The following is a 15,031-nucleotide window of genomic DNA, read 5'->3' as shown; positions in this document are numbered from 1 at the left end:
TCTGCACATCGTCCATGCAGCCAAAGGTCACGAAACGACTCCCTGTCCCGCAGGGATCAGTGCACACAATGCACCATGGTCTGATATTTGGAACTTCTATTTAGCAATGGCAGGATATCAGCGGGAGAATAGGAAACGGCCAAGTCGCGCCAACCAGAAGCGCGGATGATAACGATCGGATCGACCCGGTGGGAAGAGCAGGTGTACCGGCAGCCGCAGCACCCGTTGCCAGGGTGCGCAGTCCAGGCGCAAGGTATTCCAGATCGTGCCCAAATTATTTAGAGTCAATACCCGACCCGGGAGACGGCCATCGATATAATAGGCTTCGCACATCAACCGCTGCACTGTCGCCATACGGGCATAGCCCGGTCGAATGCGCTGCCTGACCGCCGCACGAAACGACGGCATGAAAGACCACCAACCATTTTCCTCGAGCAATTGCATCATCAACCAGACGTATTCTGCAAGCTGGGGAGATTCGAGCTGTGTCCGGACCCAAGCCCAATTCAAATCCGGATGCTTCTGCAATAGCAACAGGCAATCCAGAATACCCACGACACCCCCGACATCACGAAAATCTTCCGCCCAGTGTCCGATCAGGTATAGGAACTGCAATTCGGGTTGCAACAGCCGGACGGGGTGGCCGGCAAAGCGGGCAGGTCGGGCACTCGTAAACACCGACTCAGCCCGAAAGACGGGCAGGCGTGACAGCGGCGAGGCCGGGGCAAACAAGTCAGTGTGCACTTCGACCCAGACACCCCAATCCGGATGCACAAAAGGCATCGTATGATGCATGCGCTCATAAAACGCGTGATCATGGGTCGAACGTTGCACGAAGCCGAGTTCCCGCAAGGCCGTTTCTACCGGTTCGAGAAATGGCCTTTCAATCAGGACGTCCATGTCCCGCATCGGCCGGCAGTGGGCATAAGGATAAAACGTTTGGGCAACAGACATCCCCTTGAGCAGCACCAATGGGGGAACATTGTCCGGGAGCCGAGCCAGCAGATCATGCAGGGCATCGGCTTGGCTCTGATAGAGCAATCTGGCCGTCAGAACGTCGCCCTGCCAGGGAATACCCCGTTGCTCAAACCAGACGTCAGATTTGTCAGCCAACGTCCGATACAACGGTACGAGACAGTTGCGCCGCAAATGTTCCGGATCCGCAGATGAAGAGATCACCGGTTCGTGCCCGGTGGCAATGGCTCCCAACAGCGCCCGGATCGGCGATGGTGAGGGTCGCTCACCGATCCTTGCGACGACATCTCTTCTGCTTCCGGCCAAACTGCGCTCCGCGTTGCCATTGTTAACTTTGTTACTCATGATTACACGTAGCCCAGACCGACCCACACGCGGATCGAGCTTGCCGATATCGTCCAATCTATACAAGTCATTCTCGACAATTCCATGGCAGTAACCTAAAGGTCATAAGCGCTTGGGTAGATAAAACTCCCATTGGATCATTGCTAGACTCTGCTATATTACAAAGTAGCCAGAGGCGACGGACTCAATGCCGTTTCGTACCTGCCAGGGGATCATTTGCCAGAGAATCGATGACGAGTTGGTTCTGCTGGACCGGGAACACGAGCAGATTCATCAACTGAATTCCGTTGCTAGCCTGATCTGGGAAAAACTGGCGAGCGGAACGGCACTCGACGACATTGTACAGCTACTCACCGCACGGTATGCAGTCGACGAGACCACTGCCCGTAATGATATCGAGCAGTTGATATCCGACCTCCAGAAAAAAGAACTCATCGAAGGGGGTGAGCCATGAAGAAGACGCCTGAGCAGACCGTATCCACTGGGCGGCGTGGTTTTCTGAAGAAGAGCGCCTATCTGGTACCAGCCATCGTAACTTTGAAGGTTACTCCCTCCTTTGCCGCAGCCGGCTCGGGTTATACGGCACCGAACACCACCTCAACCACGAACCTAAGCGAATGAGACGCACCGACAATCCCTACCGCGAGACATTGCCGGACAACGCAAACGAGGGCAAAACCATGGAAACAAATTCGGGATTGCAGCAATCGCGGAGGAACTTTGTTCGCAAGGCGGCTTATCTGGCACCGGCTATCATCACCCTGAAGGCCATTCCGTCATTTGCTTCGGCCGGTTCAGGTTATCGTGAGTCCCGTCCGAACCGACCGCTCCCGCCACGGGTCCGGCAACGGATTCGCCGTTACTTGCAGCAGCATCCCCGGATACGCCTGCGCCGCGTCCGGGAGCATAACCTGAGTCACCTGCGCTTCCGCCGCGAACACGATTGACGCGCTGCACGCTGTCTTGCATTACCCGCCGACCGGCGTGAAAGGACCCGTCGGCGTCGAAATCGAGCCGGTTATCTGCTGTTGACGACCATCACCCTCTCCATCTTCGACGTCCCGATCCACATCGAAGCCTGTCCCGTCACGCAACCACTGGTGCTGACAATCTTCGGCGCACATCAGATCCCGGCAACCGCCCCGCCCCGCCTGCGCTATCGCCTTCGTTGGCGTAAAATGAAACGCGATTTCATTCTGGGTACGGGTGAACACGAATCCACCACTCCCCGGACAGGGGAATTGCTCTACCGGCTCGAGAAACACCTCACCATTGCCATCCAGAAACAACGCCCGGATCTGCTGTTCCTGCATTCCGCCGTGGTCACACACAACGAACGGACGTTGCTTCTTAGCGGACCGTCGGGCGCTGGGAAGTCCTCCCTGACCTGGGGATTGCTGCATGCAGGCTATGCCTATCTGAGTGACGAACTGGCAGCCATCGATCCGGCAACCGGTCGGGTCTGGCCCTATCTCAGAGCCATCAATCTGAAACAGCCCCTGCCCCCACCCCATGAGCCACCCATAGGCTGCCTCGAAACCGAGCACGCGCTGCACATCCCCACCCGGCTGTTCCCATCCGGCTGTGAACGACAGCCGCGTCCCGTCACGGATGTATTGATCATCGAATACGCTGGTAATCGTACGCCACCCCGGATTGTCCCATTGCGACACGCCGAAGCGATTTCCCGGCTCTATCCCAATCTCCTCAATGGTCTGGCCCACCCTCAAGCCGGCCTGCCCGCTCTGTCTGGGGTTGTGCAACAAACCCATTGCCTGCATTTCATGACAGGCGAATTGCGGGCCAGTTGCCAACTGCTCGAAAACCAGTTGCAAAACTTTGCAGCCCCATGAACGACGAAACCGGCCAGAAGGCCGGTTTCGAAAGGGCACGATACCGTGAGCGCATCAGTTGTTCTGAATCACGATCTTCGGGAAGCTGGCACTGTAGTCCTTGGCCTTGAGTGACAGCTTGGCGGCCACCCGGCGGGCGATGTCGCGGTAGATCTGCGCGATGCGGCCTTCGGGATCGGCGACCACGGAGGGCTTGCCGCTGTCGGTGGTCTCGCGGATCGACTTGTCGAGCGGCAGGGCGCCGAGCAGCTCCACGTCGTTCTCCTCGGCCATGCGCTCGCCGCCGCCGGCGCCGAAGATGTGTTCTTCGTGTCCGCAGTTGGAGCAGATGTGGATGCTCATGTTCTCGATGATTCCCAGCACCGGCACTTCCACCTTCTCGAACATCTTCAGGCCCTTGCGCGCATCGAGCAGGGCGATGTCCTGGGGCGTGGTGACGATCACCGCGCCGGTGACCGGCACCTTCTGGGCCAGGGTGAGCTGGGTGTCGCCGGTGCCCGGCGGCAGGTCGATCACCAGGTAGTCCACGTCCCGCCAGTTGGTGTCGTTGAGCAATTGCTCCAGGGCCTGGGTGACCATGGGGCCACGCCAGATCATCGGCGTTTCCTCGTCGATCAGGTAGCCGATGGACATGGACTGGATGCCGTGATTCTCGAGCGGCTCGAGGCTCTTGCCGTCCTTCGACTCGGGCTGATCGCTGATGCCCAGCATGCGCGGCTGGCTGGGGCCGTAGATGTCGGCGTCCAGAATCCCCACGGTGGCGCCCTCGGCGGCCAGGGCCAGGGCCAGGTTCACCGAGGTGGTGGACTTGCCCACGCCGCCCTTGCCCGAGGCCACGGCGATGATGTTCTTCACCCCCTTGATGGGCTCGACGCCCTTTTGCGTGCTGTGGGCATCGATCTTGTGGGAAACATTGACGGTGGCATCGCTGATGCCCTCGACGGCCGTGATCCTTTCCTTCAGCTTCTCGGCCAGTTCGGCCTTGTAACCCTCGGCGGGGAAGCCCAGAACCACGTCGACGGTCGCCTTGTCGCCGTCGATTCGGATGTCCTTCACGGCCTTGGCGCTGACCAGGTCTTTGTCCAGATACGGATCGGTATAGCCCTTGATGGCTTCTTCGATCTGGGTGGGGGATACGTCAGCCATGTGATTCTCCTGCAAAGTGCATGGGTAAATAACCTAGCAAAATAATAAAGTAATAGTCGGGGGAGCGCAATAGTACACAAATTCCACGCCAACTTCTAATTGGCGTAGAATAGCCGGTCTTGCAGCGGCCCGGCCGCTCGCCCGGCGCGGCCTCCGACCGGCGACACGCCCGCTCCGGCACTTTTCCCTTTCAGAACAAGAAGTTGAAACAATGCCGCAGAAACCCCGCCAGATTCTCGTCACCAGCGCACTGCCCTACGCCAACGGTTCGATCCATCTCGGGCATCTGGTGGAGTACATTCAGACCGATATATGGGTGCGGTTCCAGAAGATGCAAGGCCACGAGGCCATCTACGTCTGTGCCGACGACGCCCACGGCACCCCCATCATGCTCCGCGCCCAGAGCGAAGGCATCACCCCCGAGGAACTGATCCAGGCCACCTGGGAGGAGCACACCCGCGATTTCGCCGACTTCCACATCGGCTTCGACAACTATCACACCACCCACTCGCCCGAAAACCGGGAACTGGCCGAAACCATCTACCGGCGCCTGAAGGACGGGGGCTACATCCGCACCCGGGTCATCCAGCAGGCCTACGATCCGGTGGAAAAGATGTTCCTGCCGGACCGCTTCATCAAGGGCGAATGCCCCCGCTGCGGCGCCCCGGATCAGTACGGCGACAGCTGCGAGGTCTGCGGCGCCACCTACAGCCCGACCGAACTGAAGAACCCGATTTCGGTGATCTCCGGCGCCACCCCGGTCGAGAAGGAATCGGAGCACTACTTCTTCGCCCTGGGTGAGTTCGAGGACATGCTGCGCCAGTGGGCCCTGGAAGGCCGGCATACCCAGCCGGAGATCGCCAACAAGCTGCGCGAATGGTTCGAGGCCGGCCTGCAGGACTGGGACATCAGCCGCGACGCCCCCTACTTCGGCTTCGAGATCCCCGACGCGCCGGGCAAGTACTTCTACGTCTGGCTGGACGCCCCCATCGGCTACATGGCCAGTTTCAGGCACTGGTGCGAGCGCACCGGCACCGACTTCGACGCCTGGTGGGGCCCCGAGAGCCAGGCCGAGCTGTACCACTTCATCGGCAAGGACATCGCCTATTTCCACACCCTGTTCTGGCCGGCCATGCTCTACGGCAGCAGCTTCCGCCTGCCCACCGCCGTGTGGTGCCACGGCTTCCTGACCGTCAACGGCCAGAAGATGTCCAAGTCCCGCGGCACCTTCATCAAGGCCCGCACCTACCTCAACCACCTCAATCCTGAATACCTGCGCTACTACTTCGCCGCCAAGCTCGGCCCGGGGATCGACGACATCGATCTCAATCTGGACGACTTCCAGCAGCGGGTCAACGCCGATCTGGTGGGCAAGGTGGTCAACATCGCCAGCCGCTGCGCCGGGTTCATCAACAAGCGTTTCGAGGGACGCCTTTCGGCCACCTGTTCCGAACCGGCCCTGTACGCCGAATTCGCCGCCGCCCGCGAGCGCATCGCCGAGCTGTACGAGGCCCGCGAATACGGCCACGCCATCCGCGAAATCATGGCCCTGGCCGACCGGGCCAACCAGTACATCGATCAGCACAAGCCCTGGGTGCTGATCAAGGAGGCGGGCCGGGAAGCGGACGTCCAGGCCGTGTGCAGCACCGGCCTCAACCTGTTCCGGGTGCTGGTGGCCTGGCTCAAGCCGGTGCTGCCGCGCCTGGCCGAAGCCGCCGAGGACTTCCTCAACATCGCGCCTCTGCGCTGGGACGACGTGGCCGAGCCGCTCACCGATCATGTCATCGATCCCTTCAGGCCCCTGCTGACCCGGGTGGAGAAGGAACGTGTCGAGGCCATGCTGGAAGAGGCCAAGGAACACCTCGAACCCGCTGCACCGGCCAAACCTGCCAAAACCGAACCCGCCGACGGGACGGAACCGCTGGCCCCGGAAATCGCCTTCGACGATTTTGCGAAGATCGATCTGCGCGTGGCGCGCATCGCCCGGGCCGAGCACGTCGAAGGTGCCGACAAACTGCTGAAACTGACCCTGGATCTGGGCGCCCTCGGCACCCGCCAGGTCTTCGCCGGCATCAAGTCGGCCTACGATCCGGCCACGCTGGAAGGCCGCCTCACGGTGATGGTGGCCAACCTCCAACCCCGCAAGATGCGCTTCGGCGTCTCCGAAGGCATGGTCCTGGCCGCCGGCCCCGGCGGGAAGGAACTGTTCCTCCTCTCACCGGATGAAGGCGCGCAACCGGGGATGCGCGTCAAATGAGGGCCAAGGAACGAGGGCCGACGACTGCAGGGATGCAGGAGGTAGAGCGAAGCAGGAAGCCAGAGCCGAGTGGTGAGGTGGGATAACCGATGATTTCCGGGGCCTTCACGGGATCTCCCCGTCAATCGTGTGTTGTTGCTCCGCAGAGAGCGGCATATCATTGCAGCATGCCCGTATCCCGTCACCATTCCTCGTCCCTCGTCCCTCGTCCCTCGGCCCTGCCGTCATGACCGACTACCTCCTCATCCTCGTCAGCACCATCCTGGTCAACAACTTCGTGCTGGTGAAGTTCCTGGGGCTGTGCCCGTTCATGGGGGTGTCGCGCAAGCTGGAGACGGCCACGGGCATGGGGCTGGCCACCACCTTCGTGCTCACCCTCTCGGCGGTGTGCAGCTATCTGGTCAACGAATACCTGCTGGCACCGCTGGGGCTGGAATACCTGCGCACCATCGCCTTCATCCTGGTGATCGCGGTGGTGGTGCAGTTCACCGAGATGGTGGTGCACAAGACCAGCCCGCTGCTCTACCAGGTGCTGGGGATCTTCCTGCCGCTCATCACCACCAACTGCGCGGTGCTGGGGGTGGCCCTGCTCAACGTGCAGACCGAACACGGTTTCGTGGAATCGGCCCTGTACGGCTTCGGCGCAGCCGTGGGCTTCTCGCTGGTGCTGGTGCTGTTCGCCGCCATCCGCGAGCGGGTCAACGTGGCCGACGTCCCCGAGCCCTTCCGCGGCCCTTCCATCGCCCTGATCACGGCGGGCCTGATGTCCATCGCCTTCATGGGCTTCGCCGGGTTGGTGAAGGGCTGACATGCTGACGGCCATCCTGGTGCTCACCGTGCTGGCCCTGCTGTTCGGGCTGCTGCTGGGCTATGCCTCGGTACGCTACAAGGTGGAAGGCGATCCCATCGTCGATCAGATCGACGCCATCCTGCCCCAGACCCAGTGTGGCCAGTGCGGCTATCCCGGCTGCCGACCCTACGCCGAAGCCATCGCCAAAGGCGAGGCCGAGATCAACCGCTGCCCGCCCGGCGGCGAAACGGTGATCGTGCAACTGGCCGATCTGCTGGGCCGGGAGCCCATTCCTCTCGACGAGGAACGCGGCGAGGCCAAGGACACGCCCACGGTGGTCGAAATCGACGAGAACCTGTGCATCGGCTGCACCCTGTGCATCCAGGCCTGTCCGGTGGACGCCATCCTCGGTGCCCCCAAGCAGATGCACACCATCCTCAAGGCCGAATGCACCGGCTGCAATCTGTGCATCCCGCCCTGCCCGGTGGACTGCATCCGCATCGTGCCGGTGGAAGAGGACATCAGCACCTGGCGCTGGCCGGAGCCGAAGATCGATCTGGAACAGCCGGTGGATGTCGCGGAGGAAACCGCATGAGGCGGCGGCTCTGGCATTTCCACGGCGGCCTCCATCTGGAGGGCCACAAGGATCTCTCCATGCACGAGCCGGTGGCCGCGGCGCCGCTGCCGGCGCGCATCGTGCTGCCCCTGGCCCAGCACATCGGCGCTCCGGCCGAGCCGGAAGTGAAGGTGGGCGAGAAGGTGCGCAAGGGCCAGCGCATCGCCCGGGCCACCGAATACGTCAGCGCCCCCATCCATGCCAGCACCTCGGGCACCGTGGTGGCCATCGAGGAGCGGGCCGTGCCGCATCCTTCCGGCCTGCCCGCCCCCTGCATCGTCATCGAGGCCGACGGCCAGGATGAATGGATCGAACGCCAGCCGGTGCCCGATTACGAAAGCCTCGACCCCAGCGCCCTGCGCAACGTGATCCGCGAGGCCGGCATCGTGGGCCTGGGCGGCGCCGGCTTCCCCAGCTTCATCAAGCTCAATCCGGGACCCGACAAGGTGGTGGATCTGCTGATCCTCAACGGCGCCGAATGCGAGCCCTACATCACCTGCGACGCCATGCTCATGCAGGAGCATCCCCGGCGGATCATCGACGGCCTGCTGATCATGCGCCATGCCCTGCGCGCGAAACGCTGCATCATCGCCATCGAAGACAACAAGAAGGTGGCCCACACGGTGCTGGTCAACGCCCTGCAGGAACACGAGGCCGAGTTCATCGAGATCGTGCAGGTGCCAACCGTGTATCCCACCGGCGGCGAGAAACAGCTCATCAAGGTCCTCACCGGCCGCGAGGTGCCCTCCAACGGCCTGCCCATCGACATCGGCATGGTCTGCCACAACGTGGCCACCGCCGCCGCCGTGCACGACGCCATCGCCGAGGGCACGCCGCTCATCGAACGGATCGTGACCGTCACCGGCGAGGCCCTGGATCGCCCCCGCAACCTCACGGTGCGCATCGGCACGCCCTTCTCCCTGCTGCTGGAAGCCGGCCAGTGGCGCGAGACCGATACGGATGAAGTGCTGATGGGCGGCCCCATGATGGGTTTTGCGGTGCCGGATCTCGACGTGCCGGTGGTCAAGACCACCAACTGTCTGCTGGCCCGCCCCCGCAGCCAGCCCCATCGCCAGCCGGCCATGCCCTGCATCCGCTGTGGCCAGTGCGCCCGGGTGTGCCCGGCGCAACTGTTGCCCCAGCAGCTCTACTGGTATGCCCATGCCCGCAACTTCGATCGCATCCAGGACTACCACCTGTTCGACTGCATCGAATGCGGCTGCTGCGCCTACGTCTGCCCCAGCCACATCCCGCTGGTGCAGTACTACCGTTTCGCCAAGACCGAGATCTGGGCCCAGGAGCGCCAGAAACAGAAGGCCGACCGGGCCCGCCAGCGGCACGAATGGCATCTCGAACGCCTGGAACGGCGCAAGCGCGAAGAGGAAGAACGCCGCCGGCGCAAGAAGGAATTGCTGAAGAAGAGCAAGGCCGCAGGCGGCGATGCCGCCAAGAAGGCCGAAATCGAGGCCGCCCTGGCCCGGGTCAAGGCGAAGAAGGCCAGCCGGCAGGCGGCCCGAGCCAACACCGAAAACCTGACCGACGCGCAGAAGCAGGCCATCGCCGCCGTCGAGGCCCGACGCCAGCGCCTGCAGAAGGGCGGTGACAGTGGAGATTCCCAATGAGCCTGCCGGAACAGACCCTGCACAGCTCCCCCCATCTGCCACCCACCAATTCGGTGCGGCGCATGATGATCCTGGTGATCCTGGCCCTGATCCCCGGCCTGCTGGCCCAGGTGCACTTCTTCGGCTGGGGCGTGGTGGTCAACCTGGTGCTGGCCGTGGCCACGGCGCTCGGGGCCGAGGCCCTCATGCTGCGCCTGCGCCGTCGCCCCGTCCTGCCGTTCCTTGGTGACGGCAGCGCCCTTTTGACCGGCCTGCTGCTGGGCCTGGCTCTGCCCACCCTCTCGCCCTGGTGGCTGATCGTCACCGGCGCCGCCTTCGCCCTGATCGTGGCCAAGCACCTCTATGGCGGACTCGGCTACAACCCCTTCAATCCGGCCATGGTGGGCTACGCCATGCTGCTGGTGGCCTTCCCCCGCGAGATGACGGCCTGGCAGCCCATCGGCGGCGACAGCCTCGGCTTCCTCGAGCAGTGGCGCTATACCCTCACCGGCCAGTTGCCGGCCGGCCTGGATTACGACGCCCTCACCGCCGCCACCCCGCTGGACACCCTGCGTACCGCCCTGGGCATGGATCTGACCCTGAACGAGATCTTCGCCAAATACGAACACCTGGTCAGTCCCTTCGGCGGGCGCGGCTGGGAGTGGGTCAATCTCTGGTACGCCGTGGGCGGTGTGGCCCTGGTGGCGCTGCGGGTCATCAGCTGGCGGATCCCGGCGGCCGTGATCCTCACCCTGTTCCTCGTCGCCACCCTGTTCGCCCTGCCGGATCCGGATCTGCGGCCCTCCCCCTGGTTCCACCTGTTCACCGGTGCCACCATGCTCGGCGCCTTCTTCATCGCCACCGATCCGGTCACCGCCGCCACCACGCCGCGCGGGCAGCTCATCTACGGCGCCGGCATCGCCCTGCTGATCTACGTGATCCGCACCTGGGGCGGCTATCCCGACGCCGTGGCCTTCTCGGTGCTGCTGATGAACCTGGCCACGCCCACCATCGACTACTACACCACGCCCCGGGTCTTCGGCGAGGAGCGGCGCTGACATGAATGCCCTGATGCGTCAGATGCTGATCAGCGCCAGCCTGCTCGGCCTGTTCGCGGTGCTCGGCACCGGCATGGTCGCCGTCACCCACGAGGCGACCGCCGAGCGCATCGCCGCCAATCACCGCGCCCGCCTGCTCCGCTCGCTGCACCTGCTGGTCACCCCCGACATGCACGACAACGATCTGATCAACGACATGATCACGGTCACCGATCCAGAATGGCTGAGCAGCGACGATCCGGTGCGCGTCTGGCGGGCCCGCAAGCAGGGCAAGCCGGTGGCGGTGATCATCAATTCGGTGGCGCCCGACGGCTACAACGGCCGCATCGAACTGCTGGTGGCGATCCGCGCCGACGGCACCCTGCTGGGCGTGCGCGTGGTCGGCCATCAGGAAACGCCGGGGCTGGGCGATGCCATCGACGCCAGCAAGAGCGACTGGGTGCATGAATTCGACAACCGCTCACTCAACAACCCCGACAAAAAGGGCTGGAAGGTGAAGCGCGACGGCGGCGTCTTCGACCAGTTCACGGGCGCCACCATCACCCCGCGGGCGGTGGTCAAGGCCGTGTACAGGACCCTGGTCTATTTCGAAAAACACCACGACGAACTGTTCCAGCAACCGGCCCGGCCGGTGGAGGCCATCGAGCATGAGTAACTCCGGCTATCGACACATCATCAACGACGGACTGTGGCACAACAACCCGGCCCTGGTGCAGATCCTCGGCCTCTGCCCCCTGCTGGCGGTGACCAACACGGTGATCAACGCACTGGGGCTGGGCCTGGCCACCACCGTCACCCTGGTGGCCTCCAACGGCACCGTGTCGCTGATCCGCCGCTGGGTGCGGCCGGAGATCCGCATCCCCGTGTTCGTGCTGATCATCGCCTCCATCGTCACCGTCATCGAACTGGTGATGAACGCCTTCTTCCACGAGCTGTACCTGATCCTGGGGATCTTCATTCCCCTGATCGTCACCAACTGCAGCATCATGGCCCGCGCCGAGTCCTTCGCCTCCAAGAACCCCCTGCTGCCCTCCCTCACCGACGGCCTGTTCATGGGGCTGGGCTTCACCGGCGTGCTGCTGGTGCTCGGCGCGCTGCGCGAATCGCTGGGCTTCGGCACCCTGCTGGCCCATGCCGATCTCATGTTCGGCGAGCTGGGCAAGGCCATGACCGTCACCCTGTGGGAGAACTACCGTGGCTACCTGCTGGCCGTGCTGCCGCCGGGCGCCTTCCTGGGCCTGGGGCTCATCATCGCCCTGAAGAACGTGATCGACCGCCGCCAGGCCCGCAAGGCCGAGACCGTCACGGCCCCGGGCGGTGAAACCGCCACGGCCTGATCGCCCGCATGGACCGCAAGACCGTCGCCGAAATCTTCCAGCGCCTGAAACGGCAGAATCCCGAACCGACCACGGAGCTGGTCTACCGCACACCCTTCGAGCTGCTGATCGCCGTGATCCTCTCGGCCCAGGCCACCGACAAGAGCGTGAACAAGGCCACCGCCGAACTGTTCAGGGTGGCCAACACCCCCGAGGCCATCCTGGCGCTCGGGGAACGGGGCCTGAAGAAGTACATCAAGACCATCGGCCTGTTCAACACCAAGGCGAAGAACATCATTCAAACCTGCCAGATCCTGGTGGAAAGATACGGCGGCAAGGTTCCGGAAGATCGCAAGGCCCTGGAGAGCCTGCCCGGCGTGGGCCGCAAGACCGCCAACGTGGTGCTCAACACCGCCTTCGGCCATCCCACCATCGCCGTGGACACCCACATCTTCCGCGTGGCCAACCGCACCGGTCTCGCCCCGGGCAAGACCGTGCGCGAGGTGGAAGACAAGCTCAACACGGTGGTCCCGCCCCGCTACCGCAAGGACGCCCACCACTGGCTGATCCTGCATGGCCGCTACACCTGCACGGCACGCAAGCCGCGCTGCGGTTCCTGCATCATTGCGGATCTGTGTGAATATCCGGAAAAGAACCTGGATTGAGACGGGCACTGTCACGGTATTGCACACAGTGTGGTCTTGCCGAATCGGCAGACAACCGTTCCCAAACCTTGGTGAATTTCGGTCATTGGTCCCCAGGCACGCCCGGGGCATTCTTCACCGTCGTTTGACCCCCTTCCGTGCTTCTCAGTACACTGCCTGCTCCCTCCACTGGGGGACCGAGGAGTCCGGAAGAGGCCATGTTCACGCAAGATCGCCGCGAACTGCGCAAGCTGTTCTACCAAGCCTGGCAGGCGGCCCGGACCGGTGCGCCGCTCGACCCCCTCAGCGCGCAAATCGCCGGCGTGGTGGCCATGCACCCCGAATACCATTCCCTGCTGGAGAACGAACAGGCCCTGGACCGGGACTATCGGCCGGAGGCCGGCGAAACCAACCCCTTCCTGCACATGGCCATGCACATCGCCCTGCAGGAGCAGATCGGCACCAACCGGCCCGCCGGCATCGGCGACATCCACCGGCAACTGCAAGGTCGCCTGGACGACGCCCATGCCGCGGAACACCGGATGATGGACTGCCTCATGGAAAGCCTCTGGCAGGCCCAGCGCCAGGGGAGCCCGCCCGACGAACAGGCCTATCTCGCCTGCCTGCGCCGGCTCACGGAAGCCTAGGCCATGCGCGCCGATGCCCTGAACCCCACCCTGCAGAAACTCCTTTCCGCCATCGCCGACGGCGACCGCACGGCCTTCGCCCGCCTCTACCGCCTCACCAGCCCGAAACTGTATGCCGTGGCGCTGCGTATATTGAAGGACGAAGGCCGCGCCCAGGACTGCCTGCAGGACACGTATCTGAAGATCTGGCAGCAGGCCGCGGCCTACCAGGGCGGCAAGGCTGCGGTGATGACCTGGCTGAGCGTGATTCTGCGCCACCGGGCCCTGGACATGCTGCGCCGCCGGCACGAGACCGGGGACGCCATCGACCCGGAGAGCCTGGCGGCGATCCCCGCCTTCGATCCGGTGGACCGCCTGGCGCTGGAAAAATGCCTGAAGACCCTCGGCGCCCGCCAGCGCGAATGCATCGAGCTGGCCTACCACGAGGGCCTGACCCATCCCGAGCTGGCGGCGCGCCTGGCGCTGCCGCTGGGCACCGTCAAGACCTGGATCCGCCGGAGTCTGGAAAAACTGCGCCAATGCCTGCAATGAGATACCAACGACCGGAACTGCAGGACCGCCTGGCCGCCGAATACGTCCTCGGCACGCTGCACGGGCGGGCCCGCCGGCGTTTCGAACGCCTGCTGGCCGAAACGCCGGCCCTGGCGGAGCGGGTCCGGGCCTGGCAGGCGCGGCTCGAACCCCTGGACGCGGATCTGCCCCCGGTGGCGCCTCCCGCGAGCGTGTGGGAGCACATCGCCGCTCGCACGGGCGCCGCCAGCGCCCGCCGCTGGCGGCGTCTTGGCCTGCTGGCCACCGCCGCCACCCTGCTGCTGGCCGTGGCCACCGGGCTGCTCTACCGGCAACTGCAACGGCCGGCACACCTGCTGATGGTCACCGACGCACAGGCCCAGCCGGTCTGGGTGCTGCAGGCCGTGGGACACCGGCGCCTGAAGGTACGCACCCTCAAGTCCATGAACATGCCGGCGGAGAAGGTCTGCGTGTTGTGGTTCGAATGGCCAGACGGGCACATGCAGTCCGCCGGCATTCTCTCGGAGGAGCCAGGGGAACACGTGATGCCCCTGCCCCGCAGCGCCCGTCACGATCCCATGCAGGCCACGGTGGCCGTGAGCATCGAACAAGGGCCCCGTCCCCCGCTCCGGCCCCGGGGAAAAATCGTGTTCCGCGGCCACTGGATTGAACTATGAATCCCGTCGCCGTTCCCATTGACGTTGAATGCGACAATTTTCGTTATGCGCATGAATCCATCCCCGGAGATCGTGCGTATATCGATACAAACCGCCTGCCCCGGCAGGCCAATCACAACAACCACGGAGAAGACCCATGAAATCGATTCATTCCCTGACCCTGGGCATCGGTACCGCCCTGATCCTGGCCCTGACCGCCGGCAACGCGTCCGCCGCCACCAATCCCTTCAGTCTGGCGCCGTCTGCGAACGGCACTCAGCTGGCCGCCATGAAGGACGGCAAGTGCGGCGCGGGCAAGTGCGGCGCCAGCATGAACATGAAGAAATCCGACATGAACAAGAAGGATGCCAAGTGCGGCTCCGGCATGAAGAAGGGCGACAAGCCCATGAAGGACGGCAAGTGCGGCACCGGCATGAAGAAGTCCGACATGCCCATGAAGAATGGCAAGTGCGGGTCGGGCATGATGAAAGGCGACAAGCCCATGAAGGACGGCAAGTGCGGCACCGGCATGAAGAAATGATCCGGCCCCCCGCTGGCGCCCCCTACCGGGGGCGCCGGCACGGCACCGCCTGACTTCACACTACATCCCGGGAGAC

The 15,031-nt window shown here is 63.8% G+C and carries 18 protein-coding genes; 16 read left to right on the top strand and 2 right to left on the bottom strand.

Going from position 1 to position 15,031, the window contains the following annotated elements; all coding sequences use genetic code 11:
- Nucleotides 1-117: 117 nt before the first annotated feature.
- Complete coding sequence (locus tag ACZ5BH_RS10245) at nt 118-1,320, bottom strand: nucleotidyltransferase family protein (protein WP_464889165.1); 1,203 nt, start codon at nt 1,318-1,320, stop codon at nt 118-120.
- Nucleotides 1,321-1,507: 187 nt separating this feature from the next.
- Between ACZ5BH_RS10245 and ACZ5BH_RS10240 the strand changes: the two genes are divergently transcribed.
- The 4 genes from ACZ5BH_RS10240 to ACZ5BH_RS10225 all read left to right on the top strand — a co-directional run bounded on the left by ACZ5BH_RS10240 (nt 1,508) and on the right by ACZ5BH_RS10225 (nt 3,173).
- Nucleotides 1,508-1,774, top strand: coding sequence for a PqqD family protein (locus ACZ5BH_RS10240; protein ID WP_464889164.1), 267 nt, complete (start codon nt 1,508-1,510; stop codon nt 1,772-1,774).
- Nucleotides 1,771-1,941 (top strand): hypothetical protein, encoded by a 171-nt coding sequence (locus ACZ5BH_RS10235; RefSeq protein WP_464889163.1) that lies wholly within the window; start codon nt 1,771-1,773, stop codon nt 1,939-1,941. Before ACZ5BH_RS10240 ends, ACZ5BH_RS10235 begins: the two co-directional genes overlap by 4 nt.
- The gene (locus ACZ5BH_RS10230; RefSeq protein WP_464889162.1) at nt 1,938-2,267 is read left to right on the top strand and encodes a hypothetical protein; all 330 of its coding nucleotides are present in this window, start codon (nt 1,938-1,940) and stop codon (nt 2,265-2,267) included. The genes ACZ5BH_RS10235 and ACZ5BH_RS10230 overlap by 4 nt, the downstream gene beginning before the upstream one ends.
- An 81-nt stretch (nt 2,268-2,348) precedes the next feature.
- Nucleotides 2,349-3,173, top strand: a complete 825-nt coding sequence (locus ACZ5BH_RS10225) for a hypothetical protein (protein WP_464889161.1) — start codon at nt 2,349-2,351, stop codon at nt 3,171-3,173.
- Between the two features lie 54 nt (nt 3,174-3,227).
- Here the strand turns inward: ACZ5BH_RS10225 and apbC are convergent, their stop codons facing one another.
- Nucleotides 3,228-4,319, bottom strand: coding sequence for an iron-sulfur cluster carrier protein ApbC (gene apbC, locus ACZ5BH_RS10220; RefSeq protein WP_464889160.1), 1,092 nt, complete (start codon nt 4,317-4,319; stop codon nt 3,228-3,230).
- Nucleotides 4,320-4,530: 211 nt separating this feature from the next.
- Between apbC and metG the strand changes: the two genes are divergently transcribed.
- The 12 genes from metG (at nt 4,531) to ACZ5BH_RS10160 (ending at nt 14,955) form a co-directional block, all read left to right on the top strand.
- Complete coding sequence (gene metG / locus ACZ5BH_RS10215) at nt 4,531-6,576, top strand: methionine--tRNA ligase (protein ID WP_464889159.1); 2,046 nt, start codon at nt 4,531-4,533, stop codon at nt 6,574-6,576.
- A gap of 226 nt (nt 6,577-6,802) precedes the next feature.
- Complete coding sequence (gene rsxA, locus ACZ5BH_RS10210; RefSeq protein ID WP_464889158.1) at nt 6,803-7,384, top strand: electron transport complex subunit RsxA; 582 nt, start codon at nt 6,803-6,805, stop codon at nt 7,382-7,384.
- Between the two features lies 1 nt (nt 7,385).
- Nucleotides 7,386-7,961 (top strand): electron transport complex subunit RsxB, encoded by a 576-nt coding sequence (rsxB, locus tag ACZ5BH_RS10205; protein ID WP_464889157.1) that lies wholly within the window; start codon nt 7,386-7,388, stop codon nt 7,959-7,961.
- Nucleotides 7,958-9,604: an electron transport complex subunit RsxC gene (gene rsxC / locus ACZ5BH_RS10200; protein WP_464889156.1), complete on the top strand. Its 1,647-nt coding sequence runs from the start codon at nt 7,958-7,960 to the stop codon at nt 9,602-9,604. The genes rsxB and rsxC overlap by 4 nt, the downstream gene beginning before the upstream one ends.
- Nucleotides 9,601-10,641, top strand: coding sequence for an electron transport complex subunit RsxD (gene rsxD, locus ACZ5BH_RS10195; protein ID WP_464889155.1), 1,041 nt, complete (start codon nt 9,601-9,603; stop codon nt 10,639-10,641). Before rsxC ends, rsxD begins: the two co-directional genes overlap by 4 nt.
- Before the next feature lies 1 nt (nt 10,642).
- On the top strand, nt 10,643-11,296 hold the full coding sequence (gene rsxG / locus ACZ5BH_RS10190) for an electron transport complex subunit RsxG (protein WP_464889154.1): 654 nt from the start codon (nt 10,643-10,645) through the stop codon (nt 11,294-11,296).
- The gene (locus ACZ5BH_RS10185) at nt 11,289-11,978 is read left to right on the top strand and encodes an electron transport complex subunit E (protein ID WP_464889153.1); all 690 of its coding nucleotides are present in this window, start codon (nt 11,289-11,291) and stop codon (nt 11,976-11,978) included. Before rsxG ends, ACZ5BH_RS10185 begins: the two co-directional genes overlap by 8 nt.
- Before the next feature lie 8 nt (nt 11,979-11,986).
- Nucleotides 11,987-12,622 (top strand): endonuclease III, encoded by a 636-nt coding sequence (gene nth / locus ACZ5BH_RS10180; protein WP_464889152.1) that lies wholly within the window; start codon nt 11,987-11,989, stop codon nt 12,620-12,622.
- 197 nt (nt 12,623-12,819) lie between these two features.
- Complete coding sequence (locus ACZ5BH_RS10175; RefSeq protein ID WP_464889151.1) at nt 12,820-13,248, top strand: DUF1841 family protein; 429 nt, start codon at nt 12,820-12,822, stop codon at nt 13,246-13,248.
- 3 nt (nt 13,249-13,251) lie between these two features.
- Complete coding sequence (locus ACZ5BH_RS10170) at nt 13,252-13,779, top strand: sigma-70 family RNA polymerase sigma factor (protein ID WP_464889150.1); 528 nt, start codon at nt 13,252-13,254, stop codon at nt 13,777-13,779.
- Nucleotides 13,776-14,435: an anti-sigma factor gene (locus tag ACZ5BH_RS10165; RefSeq protein WP_464889149.1), complete on the top strand. Its 660-nt coding sequence runs from the start codon at nt 13,776-13,778 to the stop codon at nt 14,433-14,435. The genes ACZ5BH_RS10170 and ACZ5BH_RS10165 overlap by 4 nt, the downstream gene beginning before the upstream one ends.
- 136 nt (nt 14,436-14,571) lie before the next feature.
- Nucleotides 14,572-14,955 (top strand): HvfA family oxazolone/thioamide-modified RiPP metallophore, encoded by a 384-nt coding sequence (locus ACZ5BH_RS10160; protein ID WP_464889148.1) that lies wholly within the window; start codon nt 14,572-14,574, stop codon nt 14,953-14,955.
- Nucleotides 14,956-15,031: the final 76 nt, after the last annotated feature.

The sequence above is a fragment of the Thioprofundum lithotrophicum genome (assembly GCF_055387065.1).
The sequence above is the reverse complement of the archived record's forward strand: the minus strand, read 5'-3'. Positions and strand labels throughout refer to the sequence as shown.

Coding starts and splice junctions, on each gene's coding strand:
- apbC (WP_464889160.1), bottom strand. CDS start 4,319: ATGGCTGACGTATCCCCCACCCAGATCGAAGAAGCCATCAAGGGCTAT.
- ACZ5BH_RS10230 (WP_464889162.1), top strand. CDS start 1,938: ATGAGACGCACCGACAATCCCTACCGCGAGACATTGCCGGACAACGCA.
- rsxB (WP_464889157.1), top strand. CDS start 7,386: ATGCTGACGGCCATCCTGGTGCTCACCGTGCTGGCCCTGCTGTTCGGG.
- ACZ5BH_RS10170 (WP_464889150.1), top strand. CDS start 13,252: ATGCGCGCCGATGCCCTGAACCCCACCCTGCAGAAACTCCTTTCCGCC.
- ACZ5BH_RS10240 (WP_464889164.1), top strand. CDS start 1,508: ATGCCGTTTCGTACCTGCCAGGGGATCATTTGCCAGAGAATCGATGAC.
- ACZ5BH_RS10160 (WP_464889148.1), top strand. CDS start 14,572: ATGAAATCGATTCATTCCCTGACCCTGGGCATCGGTACCGCCCTGATC.
- nth (WP_464889152.1), top strand. CDS start 11,987: ATGGACCGCAAGACCGTCGCCGAAATCTTCCAGCGCCTGAAACGGCAG.
- rsxC (WP_464889156.1), top strand. CDS start 7,958: ATGAGGCGGCGGCTCTGGCATTTCCACGGCGGCCTCCATCTGGAGGGC.
- ACZ5BH_RS10185 (WP_464889153.1), top strand. CDS start 11,289: ATGAGTAACTCCGGCTATCGACACATCATCAACGACGGACTGTGGCAC.
- rsxD (WP_464889155.1), top strand. CDS start 9,601: ATGAGCCTGCCGGAACAGACCCTGCACAGCTCCCCCCATCTGCCACCC.
- ACZ5BH_RS10235 (WP_464889163.1), top strand. CDS start 1,771: ATGAAGAAGACGCCTGAGCAGACCGTATCCACTGGGCGGCGTGGTTTT.
- ACZ5BH_RS10165 (WP_464889149.1), top strand. CDS start 13,776: ATGAGATACCAACGACCGGAACTGCAGGACCGCCTGGCCGCCGAATAC.
- ACZ5BH_RS10175 (WP_464889151.1), top strand. CDS start 12,820: ATGTTCACGCAAGATCGCCGCGAACTGCGCAAGCTGTTCTACCAAGCC.
- rsxA (WP_464889158.1), top strand. CDS start 6,803: ATGACCGACTACCTCCTCATCCTCGTCAGCACCATCCTGGTCAACAAC.
- ACZ5BH_RS10245 (WP_464889165.1), bottom strand. CDS start 1,320: ATGAGTAACAAAGTTAACAATGGCAACGCGGAGCGCAGTTTGGCCGGA.
- metG (WP_464889159.1), top strand. CDS start 4,531: ATGCCGCAGAAACCCCGCCAGATTCTCGTCACCAGCGCACTGCCCTAC.
- rsxG (WP_464889154.1), top strand. CDS start 10,643: ATGAATGCCCTGATGCGTCAGATGCTGATCAGCGCCAGCCTGCTCGGC.